Below are 23464 nucleotides of genomic sequence, written 5' to 3' on the forward strand. Positions count from 1 at the left end.
CGGCCTGATTAAAATGGCATTTTAAAATCGGGGGGAATGCCCATGCCAGCGGTCATGTTACCCATCTTTTCGCGATTGGCATCTTCAACACGGCGCACAGCATCGTTAACCGCTGCGGCTAACAAGTCTTCCAGAATTTCTTTGTCTTCTTCCATCAGGCTGGCATCAATGGAAACGCTTTTGACATCGTGGCGCCCGGTCATAATCACTTTGACCAAACCGGCACCGGCCTCGCCCTGCACTTCGGCATTGGCGAGCTCTTCCTGCATGTTCTGCATCTTGGCCTGCATTTCCTGGGCCTGCTTCATTAAATCCCCAAGACCTTTCATGGTTAATTCCTCAATACGTTCTCTTAGGCTTCACTTGCGTATGCGGTTAATGTATTTCAACGTTCTGATGTTAACGTTTTAGGCCTTCAACGGATCAGGCCCCAGCGGCACTACGCTGTCAGTAATTAACTTCGCATCAAATTCTTCGATCAACTGAATAATGGTTGGGTCCGTTTCAATCGCCGCCAATGCCTCAGCCTGACGCTGGGCTTTCAAACGCGCAATGATTGACGCGGGAGTCACGTCACCGGCATTACCCTGCACAATTTGAACCTGCAGTGGACGCCCAAAATATTCGCTGAAAATATCCGCCATACGCTGTTGGTGGGCGATATCATAAAGGTGGTTATTACTCTCATCGAGCACAAAGGCCAAACCGTTTTCCTGACGCTGAACCAACGCGCAGTTAGACGCGGTAGCTTGCAATACCCCGCTGAAATCCAATTGGCGATATAGGTCGAACCAGTTATCCGGATCAAGGGCCTCGTAGGCAATTGGCTGCACCGGAGCAATAGTGACGGGCTGCGCTTCAGGTTCAGCGGCAAGCTCCGATTCCGGCTTGAGTGTATCCACAACCTCCTGAGCCAGGCCACGGATATCAACCAATTCACTGTTGCTCAACTCGGGTTCAGCAGCCGTTTGAACAACGGTTTGAGGTTCTGAGATCTGCGCAGCTGGCTGGGCTTGCGCCTCTATTGTCGGGGCCGACTGAGCAAGCGCATGAACTTCCGCGACAGCTGAGGTTTCAGGTGCAACAACCTGATTCTCTATCGCCGCTGGTTGGCTATGGGGCATCGCTTGGGTTTGCATAGCGGCTTCTGGAACCGCTGGAGCATCCTGATGAGGTGCCTCGATAGGCTGGGCCGGTTCCACCGGAACCTCTGAAGCGCTGACTGTTGGGGTTGGGCCTGCTGGCGCCGTATCAACAGAGGCCTCCATATTGGTAGCCACAGGAGCCGGCTCTACGATTGGAATCGGCTCAGCGGGTGGAGGAATCTCAACAGCCGGCGTTGGCGCAGCAGTTGCCGGGGCCGCCGGGCTAGCAGCAACGGAATTGTCCGTCACGGGCGTTGGTGTAGCTGGTGGCGCTACCGCCGGCCCACTGTTGGCCAGGGGCTTATTCGGCACCTTGGGAACACCCTGGGGCTTAAACGCCAACATCCGCAATACCGCCATCTCAAAACCACCACGAGGGTCAGGTGACAGGGGCAAATCGCGACGGGCCAGCAAAGCCGTCTGGTAAAACAGTTGAACATCTTCGGCGGCCATCTGTTGAGCCAGGGCCAATACCTGATCTCGATCACCGGCACTGTTGTCGACGGCATCCGGTACGGCCTGCCCAATGGCAATTCGGTGCAGCAGCGCCAATAACTCGGCAAGCGCGGAATCGTAATCCGGCGCCTGCTCTGACATCTGGGCAACCACCTGCAAAGCCTGGCTGCCATCACCGGCGGCCAAGGCCTGACAAATCGATACGATATGAGATTGATCCAGTGTGCCCAGCATGGAGCGCACTTCAGCCTCATGAACCTTGCCACTGCCAAAGGCGATCGCCTGATCCGTTAGGCTCAAAGCATCACGCATACTGCCATCCGCAGCGCGACCAAGCTGCCACAGGGCGGGCTCTTCAAAGGGCACCATTTCTTTATCGAGAATAAACTGCAAATGCCCAACGATGCGTTCCGGGTTCATGTTCTTCAGATTGAACTGCAGACAGCGGGACAAAACAGTGACCGGCAACTTTTGGGGGTCGGTGGTTGCCAGCAAAAACTTCACATGGGGAGGCGGCTCTTCCAGCGTTTTCAGCAGTGCGTTAAAACTGCTGTTAGAGAGCATATGCACCTCATCGATGAGGTAGACTTTATAGCGTCCGCGAGTCGGAGCGTATTGCACATTGTCGAGCAGCTCACGGGTATCTTCGACCTTGGTTTTCGAGGCCGCATCCACTTCAATCAAATCAACAAAGCGTCCCTCGGCAATTTCGACGCAGGCGCCGCATTGACCACAAGGTTCAGAGGAAACCCCCTGCTCACAGTTCAGGCATTTCGCCAGGATTCGGGCAATGGTGGTTTTACCCACTCCGCGGGTGCCGGTAAACAGGTAGGCATGGTGAAGGCGGTTGTGGTCCAGAGCATTGATCAGGGCCCGCAATACATGCTCCTGCCCCACCATCTCACGGAAAATACGTGGCCGCCATTTGCGGGCCAAAACCTGATAGCTCATCGCTGTTGTGTATTCCTATTTTACAATCCGGCCATTATATCCCAGACAGCCCGATAGCCACTACGGTTAGCGACAGCTTTATTACACAGCATGTGCATTTTTGCGGTTCGAGTAGGATAAAAAGGAATAACGATGGGAAAGATTATCGATCCTGAGTGGATCTTGGGTGGCGGCTCAAGCCAGCCACACCCCGGCACATGAACTCACTGCTACCGTTGCTCCCTTCCGGGCCTGGCGGGGTTCGCAGCTAATCATTGCGAGGGGACCGACAAGAGCCACCATTGCAAGAGCGCGGCATTATCCGTGCTTTTTTACCAAGTTGCAAGCCAGGTTTTGCAGCTGCTTAAAGCCTGGCCAGCATGGTGAATTTTGCAGCGAAAACTTGAGAAAGCACAAGGCTTTCCCGGGCAATTCGCGCCTTATTGCGAACAGACCTCCTGGTAGGCCCAGGCTAACCACGGCAACATGGCCGCAATGTCGGCCGACTCGACAGTAGCACCACACCAGATGCGCAAACCTGCCGGCGCATCGCGGTAGGATTCAATATCAAAGGCCACATTTTCTTCGGCCAGCAAGGCACAAATGGCTTTCAACTGCTCTGCGCTGGCTTCAAGCGTCAGGCAGACACTGGTGCTCGACAGGGTTTTCTCATCCTTTGCCAGGAAATCAATCCAATCGTGCTCGGCCACAAAACGCTGTATCTCCGCGAGATTGCTTTCAGCCTTGGCAACGGCCCAGCCCTGGCCGCCGTTTTCTTCAACCCAATTCAAGGCATCCAGGTAGTCCGCCACCGCCAGCATGGACGGGGTATTGATCGTGGCGCCCTTAAAGATGCCCTCAATCAGCTTGCCGTTTTTGGTCATACGGAACAATTTGGGCAGTGGCCACGGTGGCTGGTAGTTCTCCAGTCGTTCGACCGCACGCGGGCTTAGAATCAGCATTCCATGGGCACCCTCGCCGCCCAACACCTTTTGCCAGGAAAAAGTCACCACATCGAGCTTCTCCCAGGGCATATCCATCGCGAAAACCGCCGAGGTTGCATCGCAAATGGTCAAGCCCCCGCGCTCATCGCTGATCCAATCGGCATTAGGAACGCGAACCCCTGAGGTCGTACCATTCCAGGTAAACACCACATCGTGATCGGCATTCACCTGACTCAGATCGGGCAGATAACCATAGTCCGCATCGATCAAGCGAACATTGTCGAGACACAGCTGCTTGGAGATATCCGTCATCCAGCCTCGGCCAAAGGATTCCCAGGCCAAAACGTCCACTGGACGCGGGCCCAGCAACGACCACAGGGCCATTTCGACAGCGCCGGTATCGGAAGCCGGCACAATGCCCACCCGGTAGTCCTCGGGCAGCTGTAATAACTCAGCCGTTTGCTCGCAGGCTTTCTGCAAGGCAGCCTTGCCAATGGTCGAGCGGTGGGAGCGCCCCAACGTACTGATGTCCAGCTCTGTGACAGAATAGCCCGGGCGCTTGCTGCAAGGGCCGGAAGAGAAATGGGGGTTGTTCGGTTTGTGGGTCGGTTTTAGCAAAGCGGTCATACACAGCCTCTCAACATCAGTGCCGAATGTAGCGGTTTGATCAGGTCGCGCATTATGCCAGAAATCAGGAGATCATGAACTGTTCCACAGCTCCGTGAAGCACATACCTTCGACTGATAGCTTCAAACGACCATTCAGGGTATTTTCCGCCAGATTAGCCTGAACGAACCCTAACTATGGTTTGTATATAAACAAAAAAAGACTAGTCTAATAAGAAGTGGGAAACGCTTTTAGCCGGAGTAGCGATCACCCGAAGCCAGCCGTTAGCTTCTCATCACCTCTACCGGGCCCCTTGAACTGGAGCGCCTCGCGATTTGGCTTTGCGGGGCATGAACTGATTGGGCGTATGGAATTACTAGACGAAGACAAAATCCCGAGACAAAACCTCGGAGTTTCTATGGTCATAGCCCCCAGCACTTGTGGGCGAACCACTGTTAGACTCAAGGCGGCAGTTATAGGTAGTTAGCCGAGATGATTGAAGACGAAGAAGCCAAGAAGCTGACATCGCAGACCCGCTACGAACAGATTGAAGCCCTGGCCGAAACCAATCGCCTGCTGAATGAAGATCTGAGTCGCTGGAAACGCATTGAACAACAACTTCAGCGTAGCGAAGAAAAATACCGCATTCTCTTTGAAGCCTCGGGCGATGCTCATTTCGTTCTGCAATCCCGCGCGGTCACCGATTGCAATCAGGCCGCCTTGAAACTGTTTGGCTACAACGCCAAAGAAGACGTGCTCGGAATGGGCTTGATGCAATTGGTGCGCATCAGCAAATCCGAAAGCGCCCTGAGCCTGGGAAAATTCCAGGAAATGATTTTCAAAACCCACAGCCAGGGCAGCCATACCTTTGAATGGCAGGCCCGCAGTAAAGACAATTATATTATCCCGGTAGAAATCCTGTTAACCGCCCTGCCCATCGAAGGCGGTGAAGTGTTGCAGGTGGTGTTTCGGGATATCAGCGAACGAAAGCGCGCCCAGGAAGAAGCGATATACCTCGCTTACTATGATGCCCTCACCGGTCTGCCCAATCGACGTTTGTTTCTGGACCGACTCGAACAGAGCTTTGAAAATTCTCGCCGCCGCACGCACAAACTGGCCCTGTTGTTTATCGACCTGGATCGCTTTAAAAACATTAATGATTCTCGCGGCCATGCAGCGGGCGACGAACTACTGCAACTGTTTTCTTCTCGCCTTCAAGGTTTAATCCGCAGCCAGGATACCCTCGCGCGCCTTGGCGGTGATGAGTTTGTTGTGCTGATGGAAGATCTCGATGGCAACATCGACAAAGCCACTGAACACGCCAAGCAACTGGCCGACAAATTATTACAATCCCTGGAGTTCCCTATTCCACTGGAATCCGGTGACTGCCACATTACCGCCAGCATTGGCGTAATGGTATTTCCTCTCGGGGGCGAATCCAGTGAATCCGCATTACAAAAAGCCGATATGGCGATGTATCTGGCCAAGCAAGATGGCCGCAATCGGGTCCAGGTTTTCCAGGCATCCATTTACGAAGCCGTTGACCGTCGCATTGCCATGGAAAACGAGCTGCATAAAGCGCTGGCTAAAAATCAAATGAAGCTGCATTATCAATTGCAGTTCGACCGTCACTATCGTCCCGTTGCCGTAGAAGCGCTGTGTCGGTGGGATCATCCGGAATGGGGAGAAATCAGCCCGGCTACATTTATTCCTATTGCCGAAGAGTCCGGCATTATTATCGAACTGGGCAAACAGGTTTTACAAAATGCGGTGGAAGAAATTCACCAACTGAACCAGCAGCTGCACCCGGATCATCGCATTCGTCTCTCGGTGAATGTCAGCCCCCAGCAACTTGAACATCCCGGCTTCCTGAAAATCATTGAGTCCCTGTGTGAGAAACACGAATTGCCGCCCGGCTTTTTAATGCTGGAGATCACCGAAAATACCTTTATGTCGGATCTCAACAGCATGGTGGATCTCATCAATCAATTGCTTGAGATGGGTATCTACACCTCATTGGATGATTTTGGTACTGGATTTTCTTCCTTGAGCTACCTGAAGCGCTTGCCGATTCACGAACTCAAAATCGACACGTCGTTCATCAGCGAACTGGAACACAATCATGATGATGTGGTGCTGGTGAAATCCATTCTCGCGATTGGTCAGCACTATCGTTTGCAGGTGGTCGCCGAAGGCGTTGAACTGCGCCATCATCTATTGCTGTTAAAAACCTATGGCTGTGATTTATTCCAGGGGAGCTTGTTTGCTCGTCCGATGATTGCCGACAAACTGGAAGATTTTATTCTGGAACAACATCGCCGCCTGCAAGACCCAAGTTTTGATATCACCCGCTCGATTGGCAAGGAAACAACTGAAGACAATCAGGGCGAACTGAATCTCAGCACCAGCTAGACCTCGCCGCCTGAGTACAAAGCCAATCCTGCCATTTTTTAGTGGATTACTGCGCCTTCGCCCAACACTCCGCCATTTGCCCTCTCAAACTCAAAAAATAATTGCCCAAAGCCCTTTTAATTCAGTTCAATGCCATTGTCTCCACGATCATCAAGCCCTAAGATGAAGAGCATTGAGCCCAACATAACAGGATCTGAGCATGAAAATTTTCGAAACCAATTCCACGCCCAATGGCCGCCGCGTTCGCATGTTTTTGGCAGAAAAAGGCATCGATATGGAATACGTGCAGGTGGATATTGTCGGTGGTGAAAACATTTCACCGGAATTTTTAGCCAAAAATCCGGGTGGTCGCATTCCGGTTCTGGAACTGGATAATGGCAGTTACATCAGCGAAACCGTTTCTATATGTCGCTACTTTGAAGAGCTCGATCCCGCCAATACACCACTGATGGGTAGTAACCCGGAAGAAAAAGCCCGAATTGACATGTGGCAACGTTTAGTGGAATTCAATCTAATGATGAATGTCGGGTTCTGCTTTCGAAACGTAACCGGCTATTTCAAAGATCGCGAAACACCCGTGAAAGAATGGGGCGAAGTCTGTGGTGAGCAAGCCATGAAGTTTTACGATGTTCTGGAACACCAGCTCAGCCAGAATGAATTTATTGCAGGCGACAGTTTCAGCATTGCGGATATCACCGCAATTTGTGCCATTGACTTTGCCCGCGTCATGAAGCTGAATCCAGGTGAGCAACACAGCAACATCCAACGCTGGCGCGATGCGGTTTCCGCAAGACCGAGCGCTTCAGCATAAAAACGCTGGCCTTATTGCCTTAACCTTGAAATGTGGGAGGTAGCCTGTGCTGCATCCCACGAGGTCCTTCCTGACTGCACTTCCTGTGTTTTTTAATACAACAAACTGAAAACCTGGCGTTGATATTTAATCGCCATGGAATCGGCTTTGCCCAGCGCCGCAATAATGTCCAATGTGGTTTTCTTTACTTCCCCATCTTTGCAGTTAATGTCTTTGCGTAACATTGATAACAAAAGCTCCAGTGCTTCTTCTGAATGCTGATGTTGGGAATATTGCACCGCCAGCTGCAGCTGCAAGTCCACATTGTCCGGATCTGCCGCCAACGCTTCTTCCAATGCCGTCACTTCCGGAGACTTCGCGGCGTTTTGTTTCAGCTCCAGCAGCGCTAACAGTTGCTCATACTGGGCATCCTGCTCGGCCATCGGAATCGCCTGAATAATGGTTTCCGCCTCGGAGCAACGATTTAACTCAATATAAACACGCGCCAGAGTTTTTCCAATGGCGGTATCGGAAGACGATAAGTCATAGGCCTGGCGCAATAACTCAAGGGCCTCGGCCCATTTTTCTTCTTGCAATAGTGGCGCAGCCTGTTGCAATAAAGCATCCCAGGGCTTGGGTAAATATTTACTCAGAACTTCACGAACCTGAGCTTCACTCTGGGCACCTTGAAAACCATCCACCGGCTGACCATTTTGCATAACAATCACCGTTGGCAAACTGCGCACACCAAACTGGGCCGCTATCTGTTGTTGCTCATCGGCATTAACTTTGGCCAACAGAAACGCCCCGGCGTACTCATTCGCCAATGATTCCAAAATAGGCATCAGGTTTTTACAGGGCGCACACCAATCAGCCCAAAAATCGACCACCACCGGGCGCTGCATGGATTCATCGATCAGCATCTGCTGAGCATTTTCCATGGTGACATCAACAATAAATTCGTTCATTCCAGGCTTCCAAGATATTCAAAGAGTGTTGCAACGAGTGTCGCGCAGCAGGTGCCATCACAGGTACGGCTCGCTGTTCGTTGTTATCAAGATGGGGTTAAGTATACTGAAATTCAATGGCACAAAAAAACCGCTGAGGCTCGCGCTTCAACGGTCTTTGGGCTCTATTGGTCAGGTCTGAGGCGTGTACTCAGGCGGCGGTGTCTTGCCTGAGCGCGCGTTTCTGCTAAGCAACCTTGGCAGCACCGCGCAGCATCATTTCTACGTTCGGCGCTTTATCCAGTGGATAGAACTGTTGGGTACAGGAAAGCGTCAGCCCCTCACCTAATTCACCGACAGCCTCTTGCAAGCGCTGGCAGAGCAGTTCAATCTCATCGGGACTATTGGCCAGAGCCACAACCACAAAGCTGTCATCGCTCATGCGGGCTACAACATCGGAGCCACGTAAGCGCGCCTGAATCGTCTCACCGATTTGCGAAACGCCCTGCTCGTACTCCGATTTGGCCGAAGATAACGGCAGGCCCTCAACACTCACACCAATAACACCGATATCGAAACCGTAACGGCGGGCGAACTGCATACAGGACTGCCCCAGCGTGCTCAGCCCCTGGGCATTATAAATGTCGTCTGGATGATCTTTTAGCGCCATTTCCCGCATCAGCTCAAACTGATCCCAGAGTTGCAGGTCCTGCTCGATCAAATCTCGCAACTGGACCATCAAGCGCATAAAAGCATCACCATAGGCAGTAATGGAATGATCCATCACGCAGATACAACCAAAAGCCGAGCCATCTGGCCAAAAAATAGGCATACCTAAAAAGGAACAAAAGCCCTCATCCACGACTTCCGGGTTATCGGCCCACAGCGGTTCCGCCTGGGCATCGGAGACATACAGTGTCTCCCCGCTATCCACCACCGCCCGTGCAAATACATTGGCATCCGGTCCATAGGTCATCCCGGCCGGGTATGGCCCTCTCTTACCAAAGTTGGATGCGGTGTATTGGTAACCCTGATGATTGGCTTGAATAATCAAACCAACCGGCGCGTCGTACAACTCAGCCATGAGCCCGACGGTTTTTTGCCATTTGTTCAGACAGAAATTGGAAGAGTCTGATTCTAAAAGCCATTGATTCTTATCAATCACTTGAGTAACCCCTTTCGTTGGGCACTTTGTGTAACAAACTGCCTGGATTGAGCAGCTAATACCTCTAGCGGGAAATTAGGAGCATTGTGCTCGCTGTGTTATGGCTGCCATAACGTCCAGAAATGAACAGCTCACTTAAACCTATCACTTCAAACATAGCACTGCTCGAATAGCTCGCAAGCTTATCGGGCAAAAACACTATAGATTAAATATCGGTGATAAACCCAATAAAGACAACCAAATCTGCTGGTACTTTTGATTGGTTTTTTAGCCCGAATTATATTTTTATTATTTTCCCTCAAAAGCGTGCGAGTTACGGACACACAAGCGCCCGCACAATGCTTAACACGTTAGGCAAAAAACACCTGAAAACCCTTCGTTTTACGGCTTTTTGACGCTTTTAAAATGATGAGAATAAGAATCCATTCTGTTGTCAAAATTGCAAACTTTCCAAACTGGCGTTTAAAAACAAAATTGGCAAAACAGAAAATATAGACCAAAAAGAATCAGCGGGAAAATATTCGGGAAACCAGGCGTCAGAAATTCAGACACCTTAAATAAAGAACAACAAGTCTCGAAAATAAAAATCCCCGGCCTGGGCCGGGGATTTTTGAATTACAAACTTTTATAAACGAATTGCAGCCACAATTCCGGCTTGATGAAACCATCGCCAAACTGGCCATTCAACTTGGCCAATGGGTCAGCCTTTTTCACGTCTTCCAAACTCTTGCCAGCCTTCTTGAGCTTGCCGACAACATCAATCGAGGTTTGCAGCATATTGCGATAATCAGTGAGTTCCGCTTTGTTACTCAGGGAACCGTGACCGGGGATTACTTTGGTTTGCTCATCCATGCGAGCCAATGCGCCATTTACCGCCGCCAAAACACCCGTTACCGAACCGCCACTGCTTAGATCCACAAAGGGATAAACATCCTTGAAATACAAATCCCCCATATGCACCACATTGCTGTTCTTGAAGAACACGATGGCATCGCCGTCGGTGTGTGCATTTGGCATGGCCAGCGCTTCAATATCTTCGCCGGCGAAATGCAACTGCAGGCGCTCTTTAAAGGTCAGCTCTGGCAGAGCTTCAGGCTTCGCAGGCGGAATCTTGGCATTGAAGGTTTTGATTTCGCCGCCACTCAACATGCGAGCACGAACATTGTCCTGGGCAATCATCAACGTATCGTTGCTGTTAAACTCACCATTGCCACCGGTGTGGTCAAAGTGCCAGTGGGTGTTCAGCACATAGCGAACAGGCTGCTGGCTGAGCTTGCCGATGGCCGCTTTAATTTTAGGCGCCAGAGGCTCGTACTGATCATCTACCATCAGGTTCCCCTCTTCGCCCACCAGCAGACCGATGTTGCCACCTGACCCTTGTAGCATAAAGATGGACCCCGCGACGGCTTCATGAGTGATCTCCACCTTGGAAAAGTCTTGCTGGGCAGCAAGGCCTGCACTTACACTGAGCAAAGCCGCGCTTAATAGAGTCGATTTGGCAAATTTTACGGACATAATTTCCTCTCACTGAGTCGCAATGAACTATGATTAGGCCTTAAAAGTAACAAAAAGGCGACCTCCGTGTAAGCGTTCATAGTGACAGAGCATGTACTACTGTCCCAAATTCGCCATAAAGCCTTTATATCCGTGATGAAGCCTTGTCAGAATCGCCGCTTGGACCTATTATCGCCGCCTTAATTTTGAGCGCCACAACCGCAAAGCAGGAACCCTCTTGTCTGAACTATCTGTAAACAGTTTTTGTCCCGGCCAGCGCTGGGTAAGTAATACCGAAGCCGAACTGGGCCTTGGCATCATCGTTGATGCCGATGAGCGTATGGTTGAAATCAGCTTTCCCGCCGTCGGTGAACGTCGCCATTATGCGATCAGCAATGCGCCACTCAATCGAGTGATTTACCACAAGGGCGACAGTGTCAGTACGATTGATAATCAACTTTTTACGATTGAGCACATTGAGGAAGACGAAGGCATCCTGATTTACGCGGGCCTTACTGCCAATGGCGAAGAAGTGAACATCAGCGAATTGGAGCTGACCAGCTTTATTCAATTCAGCGCCCCGAAGGATCGTCTCTTTGCCGGTCAACTGGATTCTCCAAAAAGTTTTGCCTTGCGCTACCGAACTCTGCAGGAACTGGAAACCATCGGTCAACAGCCAGTACAGGGCTTGTCCGGGGCCCGGGTGCAATTACTGCCTCACCAGCTTTATATTGCCGAGCAAGTCGCCAGCCGTTACGCCCCCCGCGTTTTGCTGGCCGATGAAGTGGGCCTGGGTAAAACCATTGAAGCCGGCATGATCATTCATAAACAGCTGTTTACCGGCATGGCCGAACGTGTGCTGATCGTTTTGCCCGACAGTCTGGTTCACCAATGGCTGGTGGAAATGCTGCGCCGCTTCAATCTCAGCTTCAGTATTATTGACCAGGCTCGCTGTGAAGCCATCGAAGACAATGAAAACCCCTTCGAGAGCAGCCAGCTCATTATTACGCAACTGAGTTTTCTCACAGAAAACCCAGAACGCTTGCAGGAAGCCCTTGCCTGCGACTGGGATCTGCTCGTGGTTGATGAAGCCCATCATCTGGAATGGAGTGAAAGCGGCCCGAGCCAGGAATACCAATGTGTGCAACAATTAGCCGAGCACAGTCGTGGATTATTATTGTTGACTGCAACACCCGAACAGCTGGGTATTGAAGGTCATTTTGCACGTTTGCAGCTATTGGACCCCGATCGCTACCCAAGCCTGGAACAGTACCTCACTGAAGAAGAAAGCTACACCGATGTAAACCATTTAGTCATGGCTCTGCAAAAAGGCGAAGCGTTGAGCGACGCAGCTGTGAATCAGTTGCAAGAGTGGCTGGGTGAGCACCAGTGGAGTCACTACCAGCAACTCATTGGCGAACCGGAAAAAGCGGCGCAGTATGCCATCGCTCGCATTTTGGATCAGCATGGAACGGGCCGGGTACTGATGCGCAACACCCGCGACAACATTGCCGGCTTCCCAAGCCGCAAGCTGCTGCCCTACCCGCTGCCAAAACCCGCAGACTGGCGAGACGATTTCAGTCAGCTGGAGCGAGGGCTGGACGGTGTGTTGCAGGCCGAGCATCAATGGGGCTTAAGCTGGTTGAATCACGACGATCGCGTACAGTGGCTAAAAGACTGGTTGAAGCAACACCGCCATGAAAAAACCTTATTGATTTGCCACCACGCCGATACCGCTCTGGATCTGGAATCTCACATTCGACTGCGCGTGGGGCTGGCCAGTGCCGTATTCCATGAAGGCATGAGCTTGTTGGAGCGTGACCGCGCGGCGGCGTATTTTGCCGATCAGGAAGACGGTGCCGATATCTTAATCTGTTCTGAAATTGGCAGTGAAGGCCGCAACTTCCAATTCGCACAACACCTTATTTTGTTTGATTTGCCGAGCAACCCCGATCTGCTGGAGCAACGCATTGGCCGCCTCGATCGCATTGGTCAGGAAAATACCGTACAGATTCACGTACCCTATTATCAGGACACCGCCCAGGAGGTTTTGCTTAACTGGTATCACCAGGGCTTAAACGCCTTTGAGCACGCTTGCCCAGGCGCGCATCATCTGCGCCAGCAATTCGGCGACACACTGGACCAGGCATTGACCAATGCCGGCGCTGAGCACTCACAGTTGCACCAGCAAACCGCTGAAGCACGTGATGCCCTGAACGCCAAACTTGCCGAAGGTCGTAACCACCTTCTGGAACTGAGTTCTTTCAATCAGGAACACGCCGACGAGCTGGTACAAAATATCAGTGAGCACGAAAACGATGGCGAGTTGCTGGACTATCTGGAAAGCGTCTTTGACAGCTATGGGGTCGACAGCGAAGGCCACAGCGAAGCCACATTGATTATGCGCCCCGGCGATCATATGCGCGAAGGTCACTTCCCCGGTTTGCCGGAAGATGGCTTTACCGGCACAGTAAGCCGCCAGAAAGCGCTTCATCGCGACGACATGCAGTTTTTAAGCTGGGAACACCCCATGGTGGTTGGCGCGATGGACATGATTCGCAGCGGCGATAAAGGCAACACCTGTATTTGCAGCATTAAGTTGCCACCACTGAAAGCCGGTAACTTATTGCTGGAAGCCATTTTCACCATGAGCTACCAGGCACCCAAGCACTTGCAGCTCAGCCGGTATATGCCAGTGCAAGCTGTTCGCGTTGTGGTCGATGCTAACGATAAGGATTTTTCCAACATTATTAAGGTTGAACACTTTAATCAACTGGGTCAGAAAATTCCGAAGCGTACCGCACAGGAAATTGCTCGCCAGGGGCGCGAGGCCATTACCAGCCTGATCGACAAAGCCGAACAGATGGCCGCCCCTGAGCAGGAAAAACAACGCCAGGCTGCCCTGGATCGAGCCAATGATCAACTGGGCGAAGAAATTGAACGCCTGCAGGCTCTGGCCCAGGTGAACCCCAATATTCGTCAGGAAGAAGTGGAGCATTTGATCACAAAACGCGATGCCATTCGCGAAGCCATTGCCAGCGCACAACTCAATCTCGATGCCATCCGTATCGCTTTAACCACCTGATTCAATCGAGCTGTATCTTTCAAGATGCAGCTCTTATTATTTCTGGAAACGCACTATGTTTATTTTCTCTGTCACGGCCAAATCCAAAAAAGAGCAGCCGGGTTTCAAAGCCGGAGACAGCATCCCGTTCATTGTCTATATCGATTTCAAAGATATGTTCGGTGCAGAAAAGCTTTGTCAGATTTTTCTGTTTAAAGAAGGTTTTCACGATATTCATATCGAAAAACGCAAGTTGATTCCGAACGATAAACTTGACAGCAAGCTAATCGAAAACGACAAAGCTCTGGCCGAAGCACTGGAAACCGGCTACATGATCCAGATGTTTGATGCCCACTAATCAACAACGATCCAGTGTTTCCCCATGAGCGACGTTCAGGAATATCATCTTAACATCGACAGCGATAAGGCCCATCGCAGCCCACTGGATTTACTCGTCGAACACAGCGGTCTTTCACGCAACGTCATCAAGCAAGCCATGAGTAAAGGCGCCGTGTGGCGCCAACGCGGCAAAAAAGCCCTGCCCTTGCGTCGCAACAGCGATAACTGCAAAGACATTGCACAACTGCACTTTTATTATCAGCCCGACATTCTCTCCCAAATTCCTCAACAAGCCGAACTGATTAAAGATCTTCAAGATTACAGCGTTTGGCTAAAACCCAGGGGGATGCGTTCACAGGGCAGCCGTTTCGCCGATCATTGCGCACTGGTTCGTGTCGCCGAGCAGGCAATTTCCCGCCCCTGTCGTATCGTGCATCGTCTGGATCAAGATGCTTGCGGCTTAATTTTACTTGCTCACAACAAAGCAGCTGCCCGACACTTAAGTGAACTGTTCGCCCAACACACAATCGAAAAGCGTTACCACATTGTGGTCGATGGTGACTTCCCTGAGCAAAAACAAATCATCGACCAGACTCTGGACGATAAGCCGGCTTACAGCGAATTCTCCAAGCTAACCGTATTGGAGGGAAACAGAAGTTTAGTGGAAGTGCGCATCACAACAGGCCGTAAACATCAGGTAAGGCGACACGCTGCCCTACTCGGGTATCCCGTGATCGGCGATTCGCGTTATGGAAAAGACAATAGAAAGAATAATGGAGAAAGCAACGAGAAAGATACTCACGGTGGCAGCGCCCAATACCCACTTCAGCTATGCGCCCAACAGCTGAGTTTTTCTGATCACCAGGGGCACGATCAGCAGTTCAGCATCAATAGCCAAGCCTGGCTTCAGGCCATTACCGAAGCCTCAAACACTCCCAGCAACTACCCGATCAACACCTGAACAAACAGAATCAGTGGCAATAAACAGATCACGGGCAATTTAATAAAGCGCAGTAGATAAAAACCGGCAGCGACCACGATCACATCAATGATCGAGTGCACGGCGCTGACAACGACCGGCTGATAAAAACTGGCCGCCAACAAGCCCACAACGGCTGCATTTACCGCGGCCACCGCCGCTGCAAGCTTTTCCTGCTGCAACAACGTTTGCCAAACCGGAAGCACCGCCAGCAATAGTAAAAAACCGGGTAGAAATATCGCCAGCAAAGCCACTGCCGCACCAGTGACAGAAAAGGAATCCGGGCCGGCAACGGCGCCCAAATAAGCGGCGATACTGAACATGGGGCCAGGAACAATTTGCGCCGAGCCATAGGCCGTCAAAAATTCACCTTCAGTCACCAAACCGGGCTCCAGCAAACTGCTTTGCAGCAGAGGCAACACCACATGACCACCACCAAACACCAACGCTCCCGCCTGATAAAACTCAGAAGCCAATGACCACAGAACGGGAATATTCTGATCAAAACCCAACAATCTGGGAGGCACTAGGAACACGCACAACAACAGAAAAAATACGCCGGCAAAAAGCCATGAATGCTTACTGGAAAGGCCAGGATAACAATCGTGAGAAATCTCGCCCCCCAGCTTGGGTGCACTTTCCTTTAGGACAAAAAAACCAAAAACAGCCGCCGCAATCAAACAAGGCCAAGGCCCCACAGAGCTGAACAGCAATACCAGAGCAACCACCATGGCAAGCCCACGCTTGGGCCAACTGTTGCAAAGATTTTGCCCCATGCTCAAGAGAGCATCTGCGACAATCACTACAGCCAATAACTTAAAACTCTGCAATAGCAGCTGATTGTTTGTTTCTGAAAGATACGGTGATACCCAAAGTAAAAGCAGCAGCGATAACACAGAGGGTAAGGTAAAAGCGAGAAAAGCAACGAAGGCCCCAACGATTCCGGCACGATGAAGGCCAATGGCAAAACCCAACTGACTGCTCGCTGGCCCGGGCAGGAACTGGCAAAGTGCCAGCAAGGAAGCAAACTCCGAAGACTTAAGCCAGGCTTTACGCTCGACAAATTCCCGTTGAAAGTAGCCAATATGCGCCACCGGACCGCCAAAGGAAGTCAGACCCAACTTCAGAAACTGAATAAAAACATCCAGCACACTGGCTCTGGCTTCTGAAGTGCATTCACCCTGACTCATATCACCTCAAATTTGCTTATAAACTCACAACAAGCCGGCTATTCTAGTGCGCCAGCATGACAGAACCAAGGCAAATTGGGTTTATTGCGTTCTACTTAGCGATTGTTCAGACTGTTGATACTTCTCAGGGTTACTTGCATAGTCGGCCGGCTTATCCAACTTGGCTTTATGGAAAGGTGCCAAGCACTGATGCAAAAAGCTCTTGGGATATTCAGGATTCAACAAACCAATATCCCCGACCTCGCGCCGTTTTGGCCAATAGAAAGTCCCGAAGACCAAATCCCAAATAATCAGATTGTTGCCGTAGTTGCTATTGGATTCCCGAATCACCTTTGAATGATGGAATCGGTGCAACTCCGCCATGGCGAACACGTAGTTGAACGGTCCCAGTTTCAATTTGATATTGGAATGCTGAAACAGTCCATGTATACCGGTGGTGACAAAATACAGAGCCAACACTTCGGCGTTGGCCCCCAATAAAATAAATGGCAAGGTTTCAGGAATGTGAAGCAGAATTTTCTCTACCGGATGAAAGCGCGCCGCATTGAGCCAATACAGTCGCTCTACGCTATGGTGAACCGCATGAAAGCGCCATAGAAACGAGACCTCATGGGCCCAGCGATGCACCCAGTATCGCCCAAACTCCGCCAAGAGCAATGCCAACACCAGCTGCAAAGCCAGGGGCCAATGGTGAGGCCAGCTCTGTCCATCAAAGAACTGCAGATTCTGACTGCACCAGATAGTCGCGCTCGCCAAGGCGGTAATCCAGAAGGCGCTGAGTAATCTGGGCCACAGGGATTGGATCAACAGCAAATAAATGACATCCGTTTTTACGTCCCCATGATTCCGGCTCCAGGCTTCTCGGTACGGCGTCCACCATTCCAGGAAAATCATCCAGGGAATGGCCCAGGCCAATATGACGACAAAAGGTGCCAGTGCCGGGTTTTCCAGGGGGCCGAATAAGGAAGAACAGATCCACAACCCGCCCAACAACACCATCGGGAAGGCAATATATGGCATGTAACGTTGCATAGCAGGGAGCCTCGGATATCGTGTTTATTTTTATGGAATCAATGTTACCCATTATTTCAAGCATCGGTCAAGAGAGAAACCAAGAGCCATGGATTAAGCCGTGACAGCGCCCAAACGACGCTCTAAGATGCGCTCTCGCCAAACTTCAGCCAAAGGAGCAACACGGTGAAGATTGATATGGCCAAATGGCCAAGAAGGGAGCACTTTGAGTTTTATCAGGGTTTCCAGGAGCCTTACTGGGGTTGCTGTGTCGATCTCGAGGTCGGTAAGCTTTTTCAGCTCAGTAAAAGCATGGGGTTTTCCTTCACCTCTGCCCTGCTGTTTGCGGCAACCAAAGCCGCCAATCACATTGAGAATCTGCGCTATCGAATCGTTGACGGCGATGTTTTCGCTTACGACACCGTGCATATCTCCAATGTGTTTATGCGAGCCAACCAACTGTTCAGCTTTGGCTATGTTGAATACAAAGATGATTTTCGACAGCACTGCCGGGATTTCCTGAGCAAACAGGAAGAAGCCCGCACGGCGACGCGAATTTTTATGGATGAAGAATCAGGCCAGCCAAATGCACTGCACTTTTCCGCTCTGCCCTGGTTGAATTTCAGCAGCATGAGTCATGCGAGAGCATTTTCTGCCTCGGAAGGCTGCCCCAAAGTCTCCATCGGAAAAATCAGCGAGAACGCGGGTAAGAAAGTCTTGCCGTTTTCTGTGCATGTGCATCACGGCTTTGTGGATGGTTACCATATGGCTTTGTATATCGAGGCCTTGCAAGATATCGTGAACCACTTTGAAACGAACATTCCCGCATAGCAAAACCATCAGCTGACTTCCCAGGCACTCGGTAGTCAGCACGTCTCCCAATTCAACGCCTTTTTCCGTCCCCATCTACACCCAAATCTAATCGCCTGGAACTACAGGCAAAAGCATTAAGCTCATACTTTTTTACCAATTCAACGAGCCTTTCCTGCGCTCAGTTTTCATACAGAAAAATCGTGATAGAGTTCACAAAAATCAAGCAAAGGGTTGCGACTGCCCTGAGCAAAAGCAGCAGACGCTTCAAGAAGGAGCCGCCACAATGTTTGAAGTTAACCCCACCTCGGCTGACGATATCACCACTGAAGAGCCAAGCTCGTCCTCCATCCATGACATTGAAGCGCTGCTTGATGAAGGAAAAAGCCTGGAAGATATCCTGGATCTGGACCCAGCTGCGGCGGGGTCACAAAGCGGCAATGGCTCCAGCGTTGCCAATGCCGTTCGATTCAGTTTGAACGGTGGTGAAGTTATTCCCCTGGCCGGCTTTGAAACCCGCGCCGCGGGCGGCGAATTGTTTCCAGACCTTCCACAAGAACAAACCGCAGACCTCCAGGTTTTTGCCGAACTCAGCATTCATATTGCCGATGGCAACGACGGCTTGCTCAATAGCCAGGAAATTCAATCCGTTTTGATTCATGGACAAGCCACAGGTTTGGATGCCGTGACCGGCAGCAGAATCGACATTGAAATCCGAAATCAAAATGGCCTCACGATAAACACCCATGCCACCCTTGATGAAAACGGGAATTATCAACTGACAAGCGACTTGAGTGGCTTTCAGGATGGCGATCAAATTACCGCCACCGCTACGCTCAGGGACAATGCTGGAAACGAGCTGAGTCAACAAGATCAATCCCTCGTGGATCTTGCCTTACAAGGCACAATTAACATCGACATTGATGATGGCGGCGACGGCGTTATCAGTCAGAACGAACAAAGCGTTGTCAACATTAGCGGCCGTTATCAGGGCGCTGAAGCGCCTGCCAATAATCAAATTGTAATCACTATCGAGGACGGCAATGGTCAAACACTTAGCGTGCAAACCACTATTGATGACGAAGGTCGCTACACGGTAGATGTTAATTTGTCTGCGTTCTCAGGCGAGATAAATGCCACAGCAGAAGCCCAGGACCCAGCAGGAAACGCTATCCAAGCAAGCGACAACAGCCGCATAGACGCACTGCTTGAAGGAACGATTGATATCACCATTAACGATGGCGGTGACGAACGTTTGAATTCCACAGAACTGGAGAACGTCTCCATTACAGGCCAAATACACAGTGAAGAAATTCAGACAGGTGATATCGTTACCCTTCTCATCAAGGACGACAGCGGCAATCAAATTGAACAGCAAGCGACAGTAGACAACAATGGGCGGTATGAAGTTATTGCCGACCTCAGCAATTTCCAAAACGGTGACATTGTTACCGCTATCGCGACCATCAGCGATAAGGCTGGCAATACTTTAAACACCGAAGATACCAGCAGAATCGATGCGGGCTATGAAGGCAATATTAGCGTTACCATTCTCGATGGTGGCGACGAGCTGATTAATATTGGCGATGCGCAAAATACAACGATCAGCGGACAAGTGAACCAGGAAGCAAACGCGAGCAACATCGTGCAGCTGTTGATTCAGGATCAAAGCGGCAACAGCATCACCACCCAAGCCACGATCGATGCCAATGGACAATACAGCCTGCAACAGGACTTCAGCAGCTTCAATCAAGGCGACACGGTCACCGTTATCGCCAATAGCAGCGACGCTGCTGGCAACATTATCAGCGCCAGCGACAGTTCCGTCCTCGAAGCACCGGCTCCACTCCCTTTGCTGCAAGCCAATGATGATGAAAATGAATTTCACGGGCACGCCATTACGGGGAATGTCATCGGCGGCTCCGGCGCCGATGTCTACACCGGCCCTGTTCAGATCAGCAGTATTCTCTATCGTGGCGTGACAATCGATTTAAATACCGCTGTCAGCAACCAAAACGGTACCACCAATAATGGTCAGAGCTTCACTTATTCTGTATCGGCCGGCGGACAACTTACCCTGAATAACCATGACGAACTCAGCACCCTGACATTCGAGCGCGATGGCAATTACAGCTTTTTAGTCGGCACCCAGAACGTTGAAAACAACGAACAGATATCCTACACATTGGAAGACGAGCAAGGACAAAGTGACGCCGCTGTTTTAACGTTGATTATTCCAACCAATGGGGCAGACACATTGACAGGAACCGATCAAGCCGGCGGTGATAATCTGTTTGGCCTGGACGGAAACGACAACATCAGCGGACTTGATGGTAATGATACCATCGCAGGTGGCGATGGCGCGGATACGCTACACGGTAATGAGGGTAACGATCATCTGCTAGGTGGCAGCGGCTTTGACGAGCTTCACGGTGGAGACGGCAATGACATCATCGAAGCCGGCAACGGCCGAGATGAAGCCTATGGCGGAGACGGAGATGACACCATCGACGGTGGCAGCTGGCATGATTTGATTTATGGCGGCAGTGGTAACGATACGTTGATTGGCAACACCGGCATGGACATCATTCTTGGTGAAGACGGTAACGACAATATCCACGGTGGCGACTGGGACGACAGTATTTCAGGCGGTGATGGTGACGACATTATTCGCGGCGGCCGAGGCCTGGATGTTATGTTGGGCGGCGATGGAAACGACACGTTTATCTTTAACCAGGAAGATAACGTCAGTAGCTCACAGACCAATCGGGACACCATCTATAGTTTTAACGACAGCGAAGATATTCTTAACCTTGGTGATCTTCTGGCCAACTACGACCCAGGTGCAGGTGACAGCATCACGGACTTTTTGGATATTCAATTTCTGAACACTGATCAAATGGTCCCGAACACCGACCACAACAACTCCGTCCCAGGAAACGTCAGGCCGACGCTTAACAATGGTGTTATCGATACGGTCATTCGAATTGATGTCGACGGTGACGGTTCCTTCAATGGAAACACCCAGGAAATTGTACTGGCCGATGTTGATCTAAGCAGCCTCGGCAGCACGGAGGAAGAAATCCTGCAAGCACTGATCAATAACGGAACCCTTGTTTACGATTAAAAACCGATTTGCACCTAAAAACCGAGCCCCGACAACGTCGTATCGGCAATTCCCCAAAGCTCTGCTTCATCATGAACTTGAGTGGAAAGCGTATTGATACCCGTTGCCAAAGACTGCAGACAAAGTGCCAGCGCGCGACTGTTCTGCTTACGATCAATCAGCTTTTCCTTTTTGGCGCGCTCAACAGCAGCTTCCAGGGCATGAATAGCGTTATCAATTTTGCTTTCAAGAGCCTGCGCCGTCGCCTTTGGCATGGCGCTGCCCTCATTGAGAGTATTAATAATCAGACAGCCTCGGTGCAATTTGTCTTTTGCTCGCAAGCGACATAACACCCGAAAGCAATTTCGGATTGCTTCATTTGCTGGAATATCTTCATCTTGCAACTGCTGCATCGGGTTATGGCTTAGGTACAGGTTCATGGATTCTTCAAACAAAGCATCGAGCGATTCGAAACTGTTGTAGAAGCTGGAACGGGTAATGGACAAGCGCTCACACAAGGATTTTACAGAAACGCCGGAATAGCCTTTCTGCCAGAACTCGTTCATCGCCACCATGACAGCAGCCTCTCGATCAAATTGTCTGGGACGAGCCATGGAATCTCCCTAAATTACTGATAACACCCAACCGCGCAAAACAGCCTTCGCGGGCCATTATAGAAAAGCCTTGTCAGCTTTGCCCCTATTCTAGTCGCAAAAGTTTTGTTTTAATCATATTGTACACACATGTACAATATGATTAAAACACCAAAACAGTCAGTCTAAAACACAATAAAAACCAGGAGCCCAGATCATGGCGGAATTTACCTTCCACACTACCGAAACTGAAGACCCAAAACGCAAAGCACTATTGGAGAAAGCCCAGGCTGGTTATGGCATGATTCCCAACATGATCGCCGGTCTATCAGAATCACCCGAAGCGGCCGAAGCCTACATGGCTCTTTCCAAATATTTTGTAAAAGGCAGCCTGACGAAAGAACAACAACACGTTGTCTGGTTTACCGCCAATGCCGAACATGGCTGCGAATACTGCATGACCGGCCACACCGGCATTGCCATGATGGATAAAATCGACCAAAGTGTCATCGACTCCGCCCGCAATGTAGAAGCCTACCAAGACCCCAAACTCGAAGCCTTGCGCCAGTTTACACTGACTATGATTCGCCAACGCGGCTGGGCCAGCGACGAGGAAGTACAAGCCTTTTTAGATGCCGGTTACACAAAACAGAATATTATGGACGTGATTATCGGCATCGCTCACAAAACGATTTCGAACTACGCCAATCACTTAATGCAAACGCCGCTGGATAAAGGGATGGATGCGTTGGCTTGGAAAAAGCCCGCTTAAAACAGGTTCAGTCACCGTATCAGACAAACTCGGTTTTAAAGCCGAGTTTGCCATGATCGAATATCGAGAAGACACTTTCATCAGGTTGCCACCCCAACCTGAACAAGATGCGCTTTTACGGGCACTCTTCCTTAGCCAACTCAATCGCCGCGCTAATCGCACTTTTCGCTTGAGGACTGTTTTTCCAGCAAGTCGTATTCAACATACTTGCCACACGCTCCGTGATCTCTTCAGTTCGATATTTTCGAAGCTCAGAGAAAGAACTGATACCGATTTCTTCAAGGCGCTGAATAACAGAGGGGCCTACGCCTTTTAGGGATAGGAGTTTGTCTTTTTCATTTTGGTTAAAAGTCATAGTTGTTTACGAATTAGGTAAGCACAGGACATTGATGCAGCTATTATTACCTCTGAGTTTGTTTTATATCAACTATAAGATGGCTGTCGATTATGCGCTTACCGAATCCATTTTCTCACTCTATTCGCAGGAACAGGAACTGACCATCCACTTTAATTGAGAGCTATCCGCCACTCTGTTAGGCCTCCTCTACTTAATTTCAATTTACTAGCAAGACATAAATTCTAATTAGCTTTAATTTCGAGGAATGATTGAGAGCTTCATGAAAGAAGCCCACCATTAAAATATAGCAAGCGTCAACCTAGATAAAAATATAGAATATGGGCTAAAATAGGAGTCTCTATCAACTCAATAGA

19 protein-coding genes and 1 other RNA gene are annotated in these 23464 nt (G+C 50.4%); 9 read left to right on the top strand and 11 right to left on the bottom strand.

All coding sequences use genetic code 11. The features are described from left to right. Positions 1-8 precede the first annotated feature (8 nt). The 4 genes from G8768_RS17905 to G8768_RS17920 all read right to left on the bottom strand — a co-directional run bounded on the left by G8768_RS17905 (position 9) and on the right by G8768_RS17920 (position 4102). A complete protein-coding gene (locus G8768_RS17905) occupies positions 9-329 on the bottom strand; it encodes a YbaB/EbfC family nucleoid-associated protein (RefSeq protein WP_166848209.1) in 321 nt (106 codons plus the stop codon). A 78-nt stretch (positions 330-407) separates the two neighbouring features. Next, on the bottom strand, positions 408-2552 hold the full coding sequence (gene dnaX / locus G8768_RS17910) for a DNA polymerase III subunit gamma/tau (RefSeq protein ID WP_166848206.1): 2145 nt from the start codon (positions 2550-2552) through the stop codon (positions 408-410). A gap of 174 nt (positions 2553-2726) precedes the next feature. Then, positions 2727-2823, bottom strand: an RNA gene (ffs, locus tag G8768_RS17915) — signal recognition particle sRNA small type. A gap of 148 nt (positions 2824-2971) precedes the next feature. Beyond that, a complete protein-coding gene (locus tag G8768_RS17920; RefSeq protein WP_166848203.1) occupies positions 2972-4102 on the bottom strand; it encodes a phosphoserine transaminase in 1131 nt (376 codons plus the stop codon). 471 nt (positions 4103-4573) lie between these two features. Here G8768_RS17920 and G8768_RS17925 point away from each other — a divergent pair, with 471 nt between their 5' ends. Further along, positions 4574-6493, top strand: coding sequence for a putative bifunctional diguanylate cyclase/phosphodiesterase (locus G8768_RS17925; RefSeq protein ID WP_166848200.1), 1920 nt, complete (start codon positions 4574-4576; stop codon positions 6491-6493). Positions 6494-6692: 199 nt separating this feature from the next. After that, positions 6693-7304: a glutathione S-transferase family protein gene (locus tag G8768_RS17930; protein WP_166848197.1), complete on the top strand. Its 612-nt coding sequence runs from the start codon at positions 6693-6695 to the stop codon at positions 7302-7304. Between the two features lie 92 nt (positions 7305-7396). Here the strand turns inward: G8768_RS17930 and trxA are convergent, their stop codons facing one another. The 3 genes from trxA to G8768_RS17945 form a co-directional block, all read right to left on the bottom strand. Further along, a complete protein-coding gene (trxA, locus tag G8768_RS17935; protein ID WP_166848194.1) occupies positions 7397-8251 on the bottom strand; it encodes a thioredoxin in 855 nt (284 codons plus the stop codon). Positions 8252-8477: 226 nt separating this feature from the next. Next, positions 8478-9395 carry a GAF domain-containing protein gene (locus tag G8768_RS17940; RefSeq protein ID WP_166848192.1) on the bottom strand — a complete coding sequence of 306 codons (918 nt, stop codon included), beginning with the start codon at positions 9393-9395 and terminating at the stop codon, positions 8478-8480. Positions 9396-10010: 615 nt separating this feature from the next. Next, positions 10011-10910 (bottom strand): MBL fold metallo-hydrolase, encoded by a 900-nt coding sequence (locus G8768_RS17945; RefSeq protein ID WP_166848189.1) that lies wholly within the window; start codon positions 10908-10910, stop codon positions 10011-10013. Positions 10911-11127: 217 nt separating this feature from the next. Here G8768_RS17945 and rapA point away from each other — a divergent pair, with 217 nt between their 5' ends. The 3 genes from rapA to G8768_RS17960 are packed head-to-tail and all read left to right on the top strand — an operon-like array spanning position 11128 to position 15253. After that, a complete protein-coding gene (gene rapA / locus G8768_RS17950; RefSeq protein WP_166848187.1) occupies positions 11128-13974 on the top strand; it encodes an RNA polymerase-associated protein RapA in 2847 nt (948 codons plus the stop codon). 55 nt (positions 13975-14029) lie between these two features. Continuing rightward, positions 14030-14311 carry a hypothetical protein gene (locus G8768_RS17955; RefSeq protein WP_166848185.1) on the top strand — a complete coding sequence of 94 codons (282 nt, stop codon included), beginning with the start codon at positions 14030-14032 and terminating at the stop codon, positions 14309-14311. A gap of 24 nt (positions 14312-14335) precedes the next feature. Next, positions 14336-15253: an RluA family pseudouridine synthase gene (locus G8768_RS17960; protein ID WP_166848180.1), complete on the top strand. Its 918-nt coding sequence runs from the start codon at positions 14336-14338 to the stop codon at positions 15251-15253. On the opposite strand, the gene chrA is transcribed toward G8768_RS17960, so the two are convergent. Together chrA and G8768_RS17970 are read right to left on the bottom strand one after the other, a co-directional pair. Further along, a complete protein-coding gene (gene chrA, locus G8768_RS17965; protein ID WP_208020258.1) occupies positions 15235-16461 on the bottom strand; it encodes a chromate efflux transporter in 1227 nt (408 codons plus the stop codon). The genes G8768_RS17960 and chrA overlap by 19 nt on opposite strands. Positions 16462-16542: 81 nt before the next feature. Next, entirely contained in the window at positions 16543-17493 is a 951-nt protein-coding gene (locus G8768_RS17970) for a sterol desaturase family protein (RefSeq protein ID WP_166848175.1), read from the bottom strand. Between the two features lie 165 nt (positions 17494-17658). On the opposite strand from G8768_RS17970, the gene G8768_RS17975 reads away from it, so the two are divergent. Then, a complete protein-coding gene (locus G8768_RS17975) occupies positions 17659-18303 on the top strand; it encodes a CatA-like O-acetyltransferase (protein WP_166848170.1) in 645 nt (214 codons plus the stop codon). Positions 18304-18568: 265 nt separating this feature from the next. Then, the gene (locus tag G8768_RS17980) at positions 18569-21409 is read left to right on the top strand and encodes a calcium-binding protein (protein ID WP_166848164.1); all 2841 of its coding nucleotides are present in this window, start codon (positions 18569-18571) and stop codon (positions 21407-21409) included. Between the two features lie 14 nt (positions 21410-21423). Here the strand turns inward: G8768_RS17980 and G8768_RS17985 are convergent, their stop codons facing one another. Beyond that, on the bottom strand, positions 21424-22002 hold the full coding sequence (locus G8768_RS17985; protein ID WP_166848159.1) for a TetR/AcrR family transcriptional regulator: 579 nt from the start codon (positions 22000-22002) through the stop codon (positions 21424-21426). A 196-nt stretch (positions 22003-22198) separates the two neighbouring features. Here G8768_RS17985 and G8768_RS17990 point away from each other — a divergent pair, with 196 nt between their 5' ends. Next, a complete protein-coding gene (locus G8768_RS17990) occupies positions 22199-22753 on the top strand; it encodes a carboxymuconolactone decarboxylase family protein (protein WP_166848151.1) in 555 nt (184 codons plus the stop codon). A gap of 115 nt (positions 22754-22868) precedes the next feature. Here the strand turns inward: G8768_RS17990 and G8768_RS17995 are convergent, their stop codons facing one another. Beyond that, on the bottom strand, positions 22869-23108 hold the full coding sequence (locus G8768_RS17995; protein ID WP_166848144.1) for a helix-hairpin-helix domain-containing protein: 240 nt from the start codon (positions 23106-23108) through the stop codon (positions 22869-22871). 34 nt (positions 23109-23142) lie between these two features. On the opposite strand from G8768_RS17995, the gene G8768_RS21190 reads away from it, so the two are divergent. Continuing rightward, positions 23143-23268: a hypothetical protein gene (locus G8768_RS21190; protein WP_279546269.1), complete on the top strand. Its 126-nt coding sequence runs from the start codon at positions 23143-23145 to the stop codon at positions 23266-23268. Positions 23269-23464: the final 196 nt, after the last annotated feature.

This window comes from Pseudoteredinibacter isoporae, assembly GCF_011602085.1.
GTDB classification, from domain to species: domain Bacteria; phylum Pseudomonadota; class Gammaproteobacteria; order Pseudomonadales; family Cellvibrionaceae; genus Pseudoteredinibacter; species Pseudoteredinibacter isoporae.

What these genes read in the sequence shown, in the direction of transcription:
- chrA (WP_208020258.1), bottom strand. Translation starts at nt 16,461, where the DNA reads ATGAGTCAGGGTGAATGCACTTCAGAAGCCAGAGCCAGTGTGCTGGAT.
- G8768_RS17920 (WP_166848203.1), bottom strand. Translation starts at nt 4,102, where the DNA reads ATGACCGCTTTGCTAAAACCGACCCACAAACCGAACAACCCCCATTTC.
- G8768_RS21190 (WP_279546269.1), top strand. Translation starts at nt 23,143, where the DNA reads ATGCAGCTATTATTACCTCTGAGTTTGTTTTATATCAACTATAAGATG.
- G8768_RS17980 (WP_166848164.1), top strand. Translation starts at nt 18,569, where the DNA reads ATGTTTGAAGTTAACCCCACCTCGGCTGACGATATCACCACTGAAGAG.
- G8768_RS17905 (WP_166848209.1), bottom strand. Translation starts at nt 329, where the DNA reads ATGAAAGGTCTTGGGGATTTAATGAAGCAGGCCCAGGAAATGCAGGCC.
- trxA (WP_166848194.1), bottom strand. Translation starts at nt 8,251, where the DNA reads ATGAACGAATTTATTGTTGATGTCACCATGGAAAATGCTCAGCAGATG.
- dnaX (WP_166848206.1), bottom strand. Translation starts at nt 2,552, where the DNA reads ATGAGCTATCAGGTTTTGGCCCGCAAATGGCGGCCACGTATTTTCCGT.
- G8768_RS17925 (WP_166848200.1), top strand. Translation starts at nt 4,574, where the DNA reads ATGATTGAAGACGAAGAAGCCAAGAAGCTGACATCGCAGACCCGCTAC.
- G8768_RS17955 (WP_166848185.1), top strand. Translation starts at nt 14,030, where the DNA reads ATGTTTATTTTCTCTGTCACGGCCAAATCCAAAAAAGAGCAGCCGGGT.
- G8768_RS17990 (WP_166848151.1), top strand. Translation starts at nt 22,199, where the DNA reads ATGGCGGAATTTACCTTCCACACTACCGAAACTGAAGACCCAAAACGC.
- G8768_RS17960 (WP_166848180.1), top strand. Translation starts at nt 14,336, where the DNA reads ATGAGCGACGTTCAGGAATATCATCTTAACATCGACAGCGATAAGGCC.
- G8768_RS17995 (WP_166848144.1), bottom strand. Translation starts at nt 23,108, where the DNA reads ATGACTTTTAACCAAAATGAAAAAGACAAACTCCTATCCCTAAAAGGC.
- G8768_RS17945 (WP_166848189.1), bottom strand. Translation starts at nt 10,910, where the DNA reads ATGTCCGTAAAATTTGCCAAATCGACTCTATTAAGCGCGGCTTTGCTC.
- G8768_RS17985 (WP_166848159.1), bottom strand. Translation starts at nt 22,002, where the DNA reads ATGGCTCGTCCCAGACAATTTGATCGAGAGGCTGCTGTCATGGTGGCG.
- G8768_RS17970 (WP_166848175.1), bottom strand. Translation starts at nt 17,493, where the DNA reads ATGCAACGTTACATGCCATATATTGCCTTCCCGATGGTGTTGTTGGGC.
- G8768_RS17930 (WP_166848197.1), top strand. Translation starts at nt 6,693, where the DNA reads ATGAAAATTTTCGAAACCAATTCCACGCCCAATGGCCGCCGCGTTCGC.